This window comes from Streptomyces sp. NPDC104096, from assembly GCF_055584385.1.
This window is the reverse complement of record NZ_JBVJMD010000053.1, coordinates 39968-53232: the sequence shown is the minus strand read 5'-3', so window position 1 is coordinate 53232 and position 13265 is coordinate 39968. Positions and strand designations below refer to the sequence as shown.

The 13265-nt window shown below is 70.3% G+C and carries 12 protein-coding genes and 1 pseudogene; 7 read left to right on the top strand and 6 right to left on the bottom strand.

Going from position 1 to position 13265, the window contains the following annotated elements:
- Positions 1–38: 38 nt before the first annotated feature.
- The 3 genes from ACZ60B_RS34965 to ACZ60B_RS34955 are packed head-to-tail and all read right to left on the bottom strand — an operon-like array spanning position 39 to position 1201.
- Positions 39–305 (bottom strand): DUF4235 domain-containing protein, encoded by a 267-nt coding sequence (locus tag ACZ60B_RS34965; protein ID WP_469394314.1) that lies wholly within the window; start codon positions 303–305, stop codon positions 39–41.
- A gap of 3 nt (positions 306–308) precedes the next feature.
- Positions 309–773 (bottom strand): DUF3618 domain-containing protein, encoded by a 465-nt coding sequence (locus ACZ60B_RS34960; protein ID WP_469394312.1) that lies wholly within the window; start codon positions 771–773, stop codon positions 309–311.
- Complete coding sequence (locus ACZ60B_RS34955) at positions 770–1201, bottom strand: phage holin family protein (RefSeq protein WP_469394310.1); 432 nt, start codon at positions 1199–1201, stop codon at positions 770–772. Before ACZ60B_RS34955 ends, ACZ60B_RS34960 begins: the two co-directional genes overlap by 4 nt.
- A 213-nt stretch (positions 1202–1414) precedes the next feature.
- Between ACZ60B_RS34955 and ACZ60B_RS34950 the strand changes: the two genes are divergently transcribed.
- Positions 1415–2353 (top strand): helix-turn-helix domain-containing protein, encoded by a 939-nt coding sequence (locus ACZ60B_RS34950; RefSeq protein ID WP_469394308.1) that lies wholly within the window; start codon positions 1415–1417, stop codon positions 2351–2353.
- Between the two features lie 223 nt (positions 2354–2576).
- On the top strand, positions 2577–2846 hold the full coding sequence (locus ACZ60B_RS34945; protein WP_469394306.1) for a DUF3761 domain-containing protein: 270 nt from the start codon (positions 2577–2579) through the stop codon (positions 2844–2846).
- Between the two features lie 17 nt (positions 2847–2863).
- Here the strand turns inward: ACZ60B_RS34945 and ACZ60B_RS34940 are convergent, their stop codons facing one another.
- On the bottom strand, positions 2864–3040 hold the full coding sequence (locus ACZ60B_RS34940) for a hypothetical protein (protein WP_469394304.1): 177 nt from the start codon (positions 3038–3040) through the stop codon (positions 2864–2866).
- 165 nt (positions 3041–3205) lie between these two features.
- Here ACZ60B_RS34940 and ACZ60B_RS34935 point away from each other — a divergent pair, with 165 nt between their 5' ends.
- On the top strand, positions 3206–4165 hold the full coding sequence (locus ACZ60B_RS34935) for a D-2-hydroxyacid dehydrogenase family protein (protein ID WP_469394302.1): 960 nt from the start codon (positions 3206–3208) through the stop codon (positions 4163–4165).
- Between the two features lie 110 nt (positions 4166–4275).
- On the opposite strand, the gene ACZ60B_RS34930 is transcribed toward ACZ60B_RS34935, so the two are convergent.
- Positions 4276–5157, bottom strand: coding sequence for a PRD domain-containing protein (locus tag ACZ60B_RS34930; RefSeq protein WP_469394300.1), 882 nt, complete (start codon positions 5155–5157; stop codon positions 4276–4278).
- A gap of 104 nt (positions 5158–5261) precedes the next feature.
- Positions 5262–7385: a glucose PTS transporter subunit IIA gene (locus tag ACZ60B_RS34925; RefSeq protein ID WP_469394298.1), complete on the bottom strand. Its 2124-nt coding sequence runs from the start codon at positions 7383–7385 to the stop codon at positions 5262–5264.
- 410 nt (positions 7386–7795) lie between these two features.
- Here ACZ60B_RS34925 and ACZ60B_RS34920 point away from each other — a divergent pair, with 410 nt between their 5' ends.
- From ACZ60B_RS34920 to ACZ60B_RS34905, 4 genes and pseudogenes are all read left to right on the top strand, one after another.
- The gene (locus ACZ60B_RS34920; protein ID WP_469394296.1) at positions 7796–8725 is read left to right on the top strand and encodes an alcohol dehydrogenase catalytic domain-containing protein; all 930 of its coding nucleotides are present in this window, start codon (positions 7796–7798) and stop codon (positions 8723–8725) included.
- Between the two features lie 261 nt (positions 8726–8986).
- Complete coding sequence (locus tag ACZ60B_RS34915; protein ID WP_469394294.1) at positions 8987–11239, top strand: beta-glucosidase; 2253 nt, start codon at positions 8987–8989, stop codon at positions 11237–11239.
- 127 nt (positions 11240–11366) lie between these two features.
- Positions 11367–11675, top strand: a complete 309-nt coding sequence (locus ACZ60B_RS34910; RefSeq protein ID WP_469394292.1) for a hypothetical protein — start codon at positions 11367–11369, stop codon at positions 11673–11675.
- A gap of 134 nt (positions 11676–11809) precedes the next feature.
- Positions 11810–13021 (top strand): annotated as a pseudogene (locus ACZ60B_RS34905) (glycosyl hydrolase); the annotation flags it as partial.
- Between the last annotated feature and the right edge of the window lie 244 nt (positions 13022–13265).

Below are 13265 nucleotides of genomic sequence, written 5' to 3'. Positions count from 1 at the left end.
GCCGGTACGAGCTCGTACCGGCCCCTCCCCCGCCTCGGTCACCCCGGCCAGGTGCCGGTCAGTCGGCGGGTGGCCGTCGCGCCGCCCCGTTGGACGGCCGCCTTCACGCCCCCGAAGATGGCGCCCTGCAACACGGCGGCGGCGAGGATCTCGCCCCAGGCCCGTTCCTCGTCGGTGGCGTCGGGGGCGTCCGTGTCCTGTCCGACGACTTTCCACGTCTGCTTGAAGAGACCTGCCGCGATCATGCCGGCGAGGACTCCCAGACAGAGTCCGACCGGCTTGTAAGCGATCTTGGATGCTTTCATGGCTCAGCCCTTCCGCCGCCACAGCAGCCATCCGGCACCTGCCACCGCGGTGGCGGTCACCAGCACGCCCCGGTAGTCCCGCGACAGGCGCAGGCCCAAGGCGGCCCCGTCCCGTACCGGCCCGGGTGCCTTCTCGGCCCACCGCCGGTGCATGGGTGCGGCGCTCGTACCGGGTCGCCCGCCACCGCGCTCCGACGCGGACAACGGCTGCCGCGCCCGGGAGGCGACCGCGGCGGACTTCACCCGCGCCCGCCTGGCCCTCAGGACAAGCCGCTCTCTCAGCACCGCGGCCCTGGTCGCGGCTTGCTGCCCGATCCGGACGGCCTTTTCCTGGGCACGGGCCTTGACGTCGGTCTTGGCGGCGAGCGCCGCCACCGTGGCTCCCAGTTCGTGCCGCGTCCGCTCGACCTGCTCGCGCAGTTCCTCCGGAGTTCGAGCGGGGGCCCCTTCCTCAGTCGGTCGGGTCATCGGCGCGCCCTCTCCTTGATCTCGGCCACATCGGCCTTCACGTCCTCGATCGCCTGCACCGGCGCGGGTGGGGCGGCCTGTGCGATCTGCCTCTTGCCGCGCAGCGCCAGCACCGCCGCGACCGCGCCGAGGACCGCGGTCACGATCAGGCCTGCGGCCCACACCGGCAGTGGCACGGCCAGCGCGCCGATCGCCGTGGCCACCAGAGCCTGAAGCATCAGGAAACCGACGACGCCGGCACCTCCGAACAGCCCACCGCCCCGGCCGTAGCGCCTGCCCTTCTCCTGCATCTCCGCCTGGGCAAGGCGGAGTTCACCCCGTACGAGCTCCGTCAGCTGCTGCGAGGCACGCTGCACGAGTTCGCCCACCGGCTCGGTCCCGGCCGGCCGCGGACCGTAGCCGGGCTCCGGTTCGGTGCCGTACGCCATGGCTGTCACCTCCTGTCTCTGTCGCTCCGCACCCGACTGCGCCGGAGCGGGGTCCAGTGAGCACACGGGTACCCCGAACCGGCGGATGACGACATCGCAATCGAAGGCGTTCGCGTCCGGGCAGGCAGGCCGGCGCACCGCGAGCCGTCGTCGCTCGCCCGGCCGGGGAAAAGCCTTGAGTCTCCGGTGACTGGAGACGGCAGAGTTCGGGACATGGACGCGACGACCCTCCACTCGATCGGGGAACTCTCCCGTCGGACCGGCCTGTCCGTGCGGACGATCCGGTTCTACGCCGATTCGGGGGTAGTGGCGCCGACCACCCGAAGTCCCGCCGGCTATCGCCTCTACGACCTCGACGCCCTGGCTCGCCTGGAACTCGTCCGCACCCTGCGCGAGTTGGGATTGGACCTGCCCACGATTCAACGGGTACTGGACCGCGAGCTGTCGATGGCGGAAGTCGCCGCGGCACACGCGGACGCCATCGACGTCCAGATCCGGACGCTGCTCCTGCGTCGGAGCGTGCTGCGCGTCGTGGCCGGACGGGGGTCCAGTCCCGAGGAGACCGAACTCATGCACAGACTCACTCAGTTGTCCGGCGAGGAACGCCGACGTCTGATCGACGATTTCCTGGAGGGCACGTTCGGCACGGAGGACGCCGACCCGGCCGCGGTGGCCATGGTTCGCGCCGCCGCTCCCGACCTGCCCGGTGACGCGACCGCCGAGCAGGTCGCCGCGTGGGTGGAGCTCGCCGAGTTGGTCGGTGACGAGGATTTCCGTACCCGGATGCGACGGACGGCCATGTTCCAGGCCTCGGGGCGCGCTCTCGGCATCGAGAGCGCCGCCGGCGAGGAACTGATGACGTTCACCCGCCGGACGGTTGCCGAGGCCGTGGAGTCGGGCATGGACCCGCTCGGTGACAGGGCCGCCTCCGTCGTCGACGACCTCGTGCACCGCTTCGCCGAGGTGTTCGCGCGCACCCCCGACACGGAATTCCGCGACTGGATGGCGCGGGAGTTCGAAGAGGCGCACGATCCCCGGGTGGACCGCTACTGGCGGCTGGTGTGGATCGTCAACGGCTGGCAGGTGGTACCGAGCCTGCTCCCGGTGTATCCCTGGCTCGTCCGGGCCCTGCGGAATGCGGCCGCGTTCTGATCCCGTCCTCTTCGCGGCGGGCCTCGTGCTCGACGGAGGCGACGCCCCGGTCGGCGCCCAACTCCAAAACACCTGAACGCCCTTGTGCAGGAAGCGGCTTCCATGAACTGACGGGTCTACACGAATGACCGCGAACACCGCGAAGCTCCCGTACCAGCCGGTAAGTCGTTCAAACCGATATAAGCTCCGGCTGCACTTGTTCACTTCACCCGGGGGGATCCCCTTGCGCACGCGTCTTGCCGCTTCAGCCGTCACCATCGCCCTCGCAGGCGTCTTCTTCAGCGCACCGGCCGCATCGGCGGCGACACTGCCGTCCACCAACACGGCCCACCGCTGCGTCCACCACACCACCGGACAGTGCGGCTGGACCCATCGCCAGAAGCCGAAGGACAAGTACGAGACGGCGAAGTGCAAGGACGCCTCCGTCTCGTACTCGCGGCACTCCCAGGGCACCTGCTCGCACCACAGCGGCGTCCGGTACTGGTTCAAGTAGACCCACTGGACCCACCACTACGCTGATGCGCCGCCGCCCGCCCATGGCAGGCGGCGCGTCCGCGTACCCCGCCAGAGCGCGGCCATCAGCCAACTCGCCACCGCCATCGCGACGTTCGACAAGACCATCGACCCCGCCGCGCTCGTCGCCTCCATCACCACGGCGATCGAGACGGCCGTGGGCGAGGTCGTCATCCACCTCGACACCACACCCTGGGACCGCCACCCCCTGGGACAAGGAGCGCAGGGACGACCCGTCCGTCGCGGTCTCGATCGAACAGGGCAGGATCGTGCTGCCGGGTGACCCCGGACCGGGTGCCCGGCCCTGTCCCGACCGCGAGATTCCCTGGGAGGAACGACATGCCGTTCCGTTGCGCCGTACTCGACGACTTCCAGAACGTGGCGACCGCGTACGCCGACTGGACGGCACCGGGCGACCGCGTGGAAGTCGTCTCCTTCACGGAGCACTTCACCGACGAGGACGATCTCGCCGCGGCCCTCGCCGACTTCGACTGCGCGGTCACCCTGCGCGAGCGAGTGCCGTTTCCGGCCACCCTGCTCGACCGCCTGCCCCGCCTGAAGCTGCTGATCGCCTCCGGAATGCGCAACTCGGTGATCGACTACGCGGCGGCGAAGGCCAACGGCGTCACCGTGTGCGGCACCGAGAGCTCCTCCACCCCGCCGCTCGAACTCACCTGGGCACTGCTCCTCGGGCTCGCCCGCGGCATCGTCCAGGAGAACAACGCCCTGCGCGAGGGCGGCCCCTGGCAGTCCACCGTCGGGGCCGACCTGGCCGGCCGCACGCTCGGGCTGCTCGGCCTGGGCAGGATCGGCAGCCGGGTGGCCCAGGTGGGGCTCGCCTTCGGCATGGACGTCACCGCCTGGAGTCAACACCTCACCGCGGAGCGCGCCGAGGAAGTCGGCGTACGCCTCGCCCCTTCCAAGGAGGCGCTGCTCGCGAGCAGCGACTTCGTGTCCGTGCACCTCGCGTCGAGCGACCGTACCCGCGGTCTGCTCGGGGCCGCCGAACTCGCCCTGCTCCGGCCGACCGCCTATCTGGTCAACACCTCTCGGGCCGCCATCGTCGATCAGGACGCGCTGCTCGCCGCGCTGCGCGAGGGCCGTATCGCCGGCGCGGGTGTCGACGTCTTCGACGTGGAACCGCTGCCCGCCGACCACCCGATGCGCACCGCGCCGAACCTGCTCGCCACCCCGCACCTGGGCTATGTGTCCCGCGCCAACTACGAGCGCTACTACGGCCAGGCCGTGGAGAACATCCGGGCCTACCTCGACGACGCCCCGGTCCGGGTCCTCGGCTGACGTGCCGAGGTGAGCACCGGCGGCGAATGACCCCGGCGGGCGGGTGGCCCGCCGGGGTCACCCGCCCGCCGGGGCACGGGCCGCGGCCGGTCCCGCTCCGCGTCGTGCTCTCACGCGGCGGAGCTGTCGGCCTCCATGGTCATGCGGGCCACATGGAGTGCCAGGTAGGAGACCTCGTCCTCGCTCAGCCGCCGCCCCAGACGCAGTTCGACGATCGTCGCCAGCTGCTCGGCGGTGTGCGTCGCGTCCGGGTAGTACTGGCGGATGCCCTTACCGATCGTGGACTCCTGGCCCGTCAGCTGCTGACGCTGCTGGATCCGCACGAAGAGGTAGCGCACGTGGGTGACGAACCGCGCCACGTTCATCGACTCGTGGGAGACGTCCACCCCGTACCGCTCGCGAACGACGGCGAGCATCTGCTGGATGACCCCGGTCATCGTGTACGTGAACGACAGGTCGCCCGAGACGAATCCCGCGTTGACCAGGTGCAACGCGAGCGCGATCGCCTCGGAGGCGCCCAGTTGCGGCTCCACGCGCTTGTTGATGGCCCGCAGCAGGCGCTGTGCCTGGGCGTACTCGGTGGCGTACAGGGTCTGGACCTCGGCGCGCAGCGGGTACTCGATGACGGTGCCTTGCCTGGCCCGTTCCAGCGCGCCGGCGACATGGTCGGCGACGGCGATGGCGAGGGTGGGGCGAGTGGACTCGCGCCCCTCGATGCCGACTTCCTCCAGGGCGCTCACGACGGCCTGGAGGACCTCTTCGCTGATGAGGGCGAGGGCCTCGCCGAGGCATTCGGGGTCGTGGTCGGACTCGTGGTCGGACTGGTGGTCGGGGCTGTCGGTGGGGACGAAGACGCGCTCGATCAGCGCGGAGTCGACGGGCTTGCCCTGGTGGGAGCTGAAGCCGATGCCACGCCCGGTGAGGATGACCGGCCGGCCCTTGTCGTCGCTCGCGAGGACCACGTTGTTGTTGAGGACACGCAGAGCCTTCACCGCAGGCCCTCCCTTCTGTCCGTCTCCATCCTCTCCCGAACCGACGCGGCGCGCGCACGCCTCCCGTGAGGGAGGCGTGCGCGCGCCGGTCCGACGGCGGGTGATCACCGCCGCACGGTCACCACCCGGGCGCCGGCGGTGACGTCCTGCCCGGTGTGGGGCACGACCGAGGCCATGTCCGCGGTGTTCAGGACGGTCATGAGGACGACGGTCGGGTGTCCCGCGGCGTGCACGGCGCCGAGGTCGACCTCGGCGAGGAGGTCACCGGCCGAGACCTTCTGGCCGGGCTCGACGCGGACGTCGAAGCCTTCGCCCTTCATCTTCACCGTGTCGATGCCGATGTGGACGAGCACCTCGACACCGTCCGCGGTGCGGATTCCGAACGCGTGGCCCGTGTTGGCGACGGTGATCAGCTCGCCGTCGACCGGGGCGACGACGTGGCCGTGGGCCGGTTCGATGCCCACGCCCTCACCGAGCGCGCGGGAGGCGAAGACCGGGTCCTCGACTCCGCCGAGGCCGATCACGTGCCCGGAGACCGGCGCCGCGAGCTCGAGGTCCGCACCGGCAGCGGCGGGAGCGTCCGCCGTGACGGTGCCGGCGGAGGCACCGGTGGCACCGACGGTCACGAGCTCACGCTCGGCGGCCGCCGCGGGGGCGCCGACGGTGACGAGCTCACGGTCCTCGGCCACTGCGGCCTCGGCGGGAGCGGCGACCTCACCGCGGGCGGCGGCCTCGGCCGCGTCACGCTCGGCGTTGGCCTCGACGCGCTCTTCCTTGGTGCGGTAGTCGGAGAAGTACACGAGAGCCATCGAGGTGAAGAAGGCCGCCGAGATCGCGATGATGTACTTGATCATCGGGTCGAAGACCGGGATGGTCAGCAGGGAGGTGAAGGCGAAGGCCTCGGTGTTCACGCCGCCGAGGAGGCCGATGATCACACCGCCCACGAGACAGCCGACCAGCATGCGCGGGTAGATCCGCTTGAAGCGCAGGTGGATGCCGTACAGCGAGGGCTCGGAGATACCGCCGAGCAGACCCGCGGCCAGGGCACCGGTCGCGGTCTGGCGCATCATCGTCTCGCGGTGACGGATCGAGAGCAGCAGGACACCGGCGGTCGCGCCGAAGCAGGCGAAGTTCCACGTGCCCATGGGGCCCTGGATGAAGTCGTACCCGAGGGTGTTGATGTTGACGAGCATGAGCGCGTTCAGCGGCCAGTGCAGACCCAGCGGCACCAGGAACGGGTACAGCATCGGGATGACGATGGCGAAGACGATCGGGGCGTGGCCGTTCAGCCAGGACAGACCCGTGCCGAGACCGTTGCCGGCCCAGACGCCCATGGGGCCGATGAGGAAGGCGGTCAGCGGGATCATGATCAGCATGCTGAAGAACGGCACGAAGACCATCTGCACGTTCTCGGGGAAGATCCGCTTCAGGCCCTTGTAGACCAGGGCGAGCAGGGCGACCATCAGGAGCGGCACGAACACCTGGCCGCCGTAGTCGTTGAGCTGCATCGGCAGCCCGAAGACGTGCGCCACGGACTCCGAGGTGCCCAGCGTCGAGTTGACGTGGGTGACCACGCCGGGGGTCTTGGAGCCGATCATGCCCGTGAAGTTCGGGGTCATGACCGCGGCCATGACGGTGGCGCCGACCCATGGGTCGATCTTCAGCTTCTTGGCCGCGTTGTAGGCGACCATGATCGGCAGGAAGTACAGCACCGAGCGCCACATCGCGTCGACGAACACCCAGGTGGCGGACTTGTCGGCGGAGCGGAAGTCGACCACGCCGAAGGCGTCGAGCATGGAGGCGATCGCGATGATCAGCGAGGCGCCGAGCAGCACGCCCAGGAGCGGGCGGAACGAGTCCGAGAGGTACTCGAAGAAGTTGTCGAGCCAGGCGTAGCGCCCGCGACCCTTGGCACGGACCTCGGCCTTGACGTCCGCGTCGGACTGCGGGCGGGGGGTGGCGCCGCTCTTCATCGACGGCAGGTTCATGATGTCGGAGTAGACGCCGGCCACGGCTCCGCCGATGACGATCTGGAAGCGGTCGCCGGACTGCGGCACGGTGCCCATGACCCCGTCGAGGGCGTCGAGCGCGGCCTGGTCGACCTTCTTCCCGTCGTGGAGCTGGAAGCGCAGTCGCGTCGCGCAGTGCGTGAGGCTCTCGATGTTCTCGGGGCCGCCGACGCCGCGGAGGATCATCTCCGCCAGCGCAACGGGTGTGCGTGTGCTCATGGGTGCGTCCTAACATCCCTGGTTCTTGTGATCCTGCGTCGGTCTTCGATCTCTCCCGCCCGGACCGGGGCAGCAAAAAAGGCCCGGGCAGCGCACAGGGGCGCCACCCAGGCCTTGCCTCCCACCGGGCCGGTCCGCCGTCGTCACCTCACGGGAGGCGACGACGATGGCGTCCATAGGGAGTAACAATCCTGCGATCGGGTTCGATCGGTAATGACTATAGCAGCGAAACGGTGTCATAGGAAGAAACTCTTACGGACCGGGCAAACGGTCGATCTGCTGATAGATCGCGACACTCCCGACGACGGGGCATCTCCGCGACGGCCGCGACGGCTGCTTCTGAAGCTGACACGCAGGGACGTGGCCGACGGGGGCCGGAGCCATGAAGGCTCCCGGCCCGCTGGTGCCAGGTGGTTGCGTGGAGGACTTCCGAACCTCGATCAGAAATCGAGCGGGCCATAGTGTCGCACGGCGCCGACCGACGGGGCCAGCACCCGCCGTCCCGCCCTCTCGTACCGGGCCGGCCCCTCCGGTGTCACGACCGGCACGACGCCGGCCCCGCCGACGACGCCCGGCCCTCGCCCCCCACCGCCGATGCGCGCCCCGAAGGCGAGACGGTGACCGGTCCGGAGGCGTCCGGGACGGTGGCGGCGACGGGCGAGGGTGTGACGGGCCTCGCAGTCGGCGACGAAGTCGCCGCTTACCTCCCGGACGGCGGCGGATACGCGCAGTACGCCCTCGCGCCGGCGCCTTTCGCCCTCCCCCTGCCAGAGCCGGGTCCCCGGGACGCCTCGCCGGCGCGCCCTCGCCGCGCCGGGTCGGGCCGCGTCGGGCCGCGTCGGGCGCCGTGCGGATCGACATCACGGCCGAGTGCGACCTGGCCGACGCGGCGGAGGCCCACCCAGTGCTGGAATCGGGCGAGAACACGGGGAAGGCCGTACTGCGCGTCCGATCCTGAGTCCAGGGAGATCCGAGTCCAGCGATACGTGTCCAGAGATAAGTGTCCAGAGATACGTGTCCAACAGTCCGCGACCTGGTGTAGATCGATCCATATCGCGGCGGACCTCACAGTAGGGGGTCCCCGGCCGCGTGGCAATGGCGCGCGCAAACGATTCATTCGCGCGGTGCGAGACGGCCTGCCTGCCGACTCCCCTCCACCGCAGGCCCCTTGGGTCAGACGGACCGGCGCGCCACACCGCCCGGCCCGCCCTCCGCCTGCGATCACACGCGCCGGCTGCACGCGCGGGCGCCACCGACCCGACGCGTGCGGCCCGCGGCGCCGTTCGCGGGTCGGCCGTGCGGCTTTCCCTGCCCCAGGAGACGACTCGGGCTCCGCGTAGCGGCCAACCATGCCCGCGGTTGCCCCAGTTGGTTCGTGAATTGTTTTTTGTCCCAGGCATTGCCGAGGCACAGCAAACACCCTACGGTGAGGGCCGTCGCCGAGTGGATCGATCTACGCGACGCCGCGAACAGCGGACGGACCGCGTTCCGGCGTCTCGACGGAGGCCGACGAAGCTCCCGGACAGTCCGATCACCCCCGTGGCTCCGCCATGCGCGGCAGCGACCACTCCCAAGAATTGAAACGTTTCAAGGAGAGAGTGTTGTCTGAACAGAGAACCGCGAGAGCAGCGAGCAGCAATCTGCGCACCGGCGCGACGCTCGTGGCCGCCGCACTGCTGACCATGGGTCCCACCACCGTCGTCACCGCGTCGGCCGACAGCGGATCCGCGGCCGACTGCTCGACGGTCCCGTGGATGGACACCCACAAGTCGGCCGACCGGCGGGCCAGGGCCCTGCTCGCGGCGAGCACCCTGCACCAGGAGTACCGCTGGCTCGTGGAGCAGCCGGCCAACAGCCCCGCCCAGACCACCTTCAGCGGGGTGACCTATCCGGTCCAGGTCGACTGCACGCCCACCGTCGTCTACACCGACGGCCCCGAGGGCGTACGTGCCGGAGAAGGCGTGACGACCTTCCCGGCACAGCTCTCCCTGGCCGCCGGCTTCAACGAGGACACCGCCTACGCCAAGGGCCGGGCGGAGGGCAGCGAAGCCTTCGACAAGGGCAAGAACGTCATCCTCGGCCCCGGCGTCAGCGCGGGCCGCACGCCCCTCGCGGGCCGGACGCCGGAGTACTTCGGCGAGGACCCGGTCGTCAACGGCGTCCTCGCGGGCGCCCAGACCCGCGGCATCCAGGGCAACGAGGACAAGCCGGTGCTGGCCGACCTCAAGCACTACGTCGCCAACGAGCAGGAGACCGACCGACAGACCAGTTCCTCCAACGTGGACGAGCGGACCCTGAAGGAGATCTACGAACTGCCGTACGGGATCGCCCTGAAGCAGGGCGGGGCCGAGAGTGTCATGTGCTCGTACAACCAGGTCAACGGCGTCTACGCGTGCGAGAACCCGCTGCTGAGGAACAGCCTCAAGGGCGAACTGGGCCTGGACGGCTATGTGATGAGCGACTTCGGCTCCGTCCACTCCACGGCCGCCTCTCTCAAGGCCGGTCTGGACCAGGAGTTGAACCGTCCCATCCACTTCACCCCGGACAAGCTGGACGCCGCCCTCGCCGCCGGTGAGATCACGCGGAAGGACGTCGACGACGCGGCCTTCCGCGTGGTGCGCTCGTACATCCGCGGCGGGCTGTTCGACCACCCGTTGCCCTCGCAGCCGGTGACGGACGCCTCGACGCCCGCCCACAAGGCCCTGGCCCGGCAGATCGCCGAGGAGGGCTCGGTGCTGCTGAAGAACAGCGGCGACACCCTGCCGCTCGGCAACCGGCACAAGAGGATCGCGGTGATCGGCTCGGCCGCCTCGAACACCCCGGCCGCCGGCCTGAACGCCAGGCAACTGTGCAGCCTGCCGCTGAACTTCGGCGGGACCGCGTCCGGCCGCAACACCATGTCCTGCGAGGACATGGTCGCGCCGCTGGACTCGATCCGTGAGCGGGCCGCCGCGGCCGGCGCCGACGTGGTCTACGACGACGGCGGCGACCCGGCCCGGGCCGCGCAGGTCGCCGCCGGTGCGGACGCCACCATCGTGTTCGGCTACAAGCAGGTCGGTGAGTTCTCCGACCCGAAGGACCTGAGCCTGGACGCCGGCGGCGACGCGCTGATCGACGCGGTCGCGGGCAAGGGCAGGTCCACCGTGGTGGTGCTGGAGACCGGTACCGCGACCACGATGCCGTGGCTGTCCAAGGTCGACTCGGTGCTGGAGACCTGGTACCCGGGCGAGCAGGCGGGCCCGGCCGTCAGCGGGCTGCTGTTCGGTGACGTCGACCCGTCGGGCAAGCTGCCGCTCACCTTCCCGAAGTCGGAGTCGCAGCAGCCCGCGCACACCCCGGAGCAGTACCCGGGCGTGAAGGCCGCCGGTCAGTCGATCCGCCAGGTCGACTACGGCGAGGGCATGAAGGTCGGCTACCGCTACTACCAGGCGGAGAACCAGAAGCCGCTGTTCTCGTTCGGATACGGGCTGTCGTACACGAGCTTCGAGCTGTCCGGGCTGAAGGTGTCCACCTCCGGCGGCGCCGGCCGGGACGGACTGCGGGTGCGGTTCAAGGTGACCAACACCGGCAAGCGGACCGGTACCGAGGTCCCGCAGGTGTACCTGGAGCTGCCGGCCGCGGCGAACGAGCCGTCGGCGCGCCTGGTCAGCTGGGAGCGCGTGACCCTGAAAGCCGGTCAGAGCCGCACGGTCACCGTCCACCTGACGGTCGATCAGCTCGACGAGCAGCACCTGACGCAGTACTGGGACACCTCCCGCCACGCCTGGCGCACCCCGTCGGGCACCTTCACCGCCCACGTGGGGACGTCCTCGGACACCGCCCTGGCGGCGAAGTTCACGCTCGACAAGCACTGACGGTCGCCCACCACGCGCCCGCCCGTGTCCTCGGGCACGGGCGGGCGCGGCTCATCGCACGGGACGGAGAGACAGCGTGAGATCCTCCTCGGCACGACCACTCGGCCGCCGACACCCTCGATCGGCCGTGGCCCTGCTGACCTCGCTGGCGCTCGGCGCCGGTCTCGGCAGCGCTCCACAGGCCGCCGCCGGTACTCCGGCGCCCGCAGGCGACGTCTCCTCCTCGGGGTCGTTCGCCGATCCCGGCGCCGCGGACCGGCCGTTCTACCGCTTCTGGACCACCGGTGGCATGCTCACCGACGCCTCCGCCCGGCAGCAGATCCAGCAGATGGCCGCCGCGGGCGCCGGCGGGGTGGAGTTCAACCCGATCAGCGGCGGGGCCAAGTACAACGCGGCCGGCCAGGGTTGGGGGACGGACGCCTGGTCCGCCGCCTGAAGTCGGTCTACGACGCGGGCAGGGCGGCCGGCCTCCAGGTCGACCACATCTACACCCCCGGCTGGTCGGCCGGAACCACCACCGTCTCCCCCGACGGCGCGGGCTCCGACAAGCAACTCACCTTCGCAAGCACGGTGTTGAAGGCCGGGGAGACTCACTCCGGTGATCTCCCGACGTCCGGTCTGCCCAAGGGAGTCACCAAGCGCGAGCTCCAGGCGGCCGTCGCCTACCGGTGCGCCGACGACTGCTCGGAGAAGACACCGGTGCTGGAGCAGCGGAGCGCCGTCGACCTCACGTCGAAGGTCGCCGACGGCAAGCTCACCTGGACCGCCCCGGACGGCGGCACCTGGATGCTGGTGGCCGGCTGGATGACGGACACCGGGCACAGCGTCGGACTGGCGGGCACCGCGAAGACCACCTACCTGGTGGACCACTTCAGCACCGAGGGCTTCGACGCGATCGAGGACTACTGGCAGGACGAGGTCCTCACGCCCGAGCTGGCGAAGTCCATCGAGAAGTCCGGCGGCTCGATCTTCTTCGACTCGCTCGAACTCAACAGCAACGGCAACCAGGTCCGAGCCTGGACCGGCGACTTCCTCGAGGAGTTCCAGAAGCGGCGGGGCTACTCCCTCGTCCCCTACATCGCCGCGGTCGGTGTCACCGATCCCGCCTACGAGTTCGACGGTGACGTGGGCCGACGGGTCCGCGAGGACTACCGCACCACGCTGAGCGAGCTGTTCCGCGACAACCACCTCAAGCCGCTGCTGAAGTGGGCCCACCAGCGCCATCTGACGGTCCGCGGCCAGCCGTACAGCTCCTGGGGTCCCACGGCGATCGACACGCAGGAGATGGCGACCCTGCTGGACGTCACCGAGGGCGAGGACCGCTCCTTCGACTCCGGCAGCGACGTGGACCCGCTGCTCAACCGCAGCGCCGACGTCTGGCGTTCGCTCGCCAGCGCCGTCGCCCAGTCGGGCCGCGACCGGGTCTCCACCGAGTGCTGCGCGGAGGGCCAGGCCCAGCGGGTGGCCCGTTCGACCCTGGTCTCCCGGGTCGACCAGCAGGTCGTCAACGGGGTCAACATGTTCGTCTGGCACGGCTGGGGCGACAGCACCGAGGGCGCGGCCTCCTCCTGGCCCGGCTCCTCCCTGTTCGGCGGCGGTGTCGGCGACGCCTACGGGCCGCAGAGCCCGACCTGGTCGGACGACGCCACCCTCAACGACTACACGGCCAGGCTCCAGACGGTGATGCGGCGCGGTGAACTCCGCGACGACGTGGCCGTCTACCGCCAGGGCGGCGGCCACAGCAAGGACGGCGCCACCGGCGACGCCTACTTCACCGACCAGAGCCTCGCGCGGGCCGGCTATACCTACGGCTTCATGAACCAGGACCTGGTCACCGACAAGAACGCCGGGGGTCAGCCACGGTCGGCTGCTGTCGAGCAGCCTGTCGTACAAGGCGTTCGTCCTGAACAACACCGAGAACGTCGACCACGAGACGGCCCTCGACCTCGACTCCGCCCGGCGGATCCTGTCGTGGGCGAAGGCCGGACTGCCGATCGTCGTCGTCGGCGACCCCGTCCGGCGCACC

Coding starts and splice junctions, on each gene's coding strand:
- ACZ60B_RS34965 (WP_469394314.1), bottom strand. CDS start 305: ATGAAAGCATCCAAGATCGCTTACAAGCCGGTCGGACTCTGTCTGGGA.
- ACZ60B_RS34960 (WP_469394312.1), bottom strand. CDS start 773: ATGACCCGACCGACTGAGGAAGGGGCCCCCGCTCGAACTCCGGAGGAA.
- ACZ60B_RS34955 (WP_469394310.1), bottom strand. CDS start 1,201: ATGGCGTACGGCACCGAACCGGAGCCCGGCTACGGTCCGCGGCCGGCC.
- ACZ60B_RS34950 (WP_469394308.1), top strand. CDS start 1,415: ATGGACGCGACGACCCTCCACTCGATCGGGGAACTCTCCCGTCGGACC.
- ACZ60B_RS34940 (WP_469394304.1), bottom strand. CDS start 3,040: ATGACGACCTCGCCCACGGCCGTCTCGATCGCCGTGGTGATGGAGGCG.
- ACZ60B_RS34935 (WP_469394302.1), top strand. CDS start 3,206: ATGCCGTTCCGTTGCGCCGTACTCGACGACTTCCAGAACGTGGCGACC.
- ACZ60B_RS34925 (WP_469394298.1), bottom strand. CDS start 7,385: ATGAGCACACGCACACCCGTTGCGCTGGCGGAGATGATCCTCCGCGGC.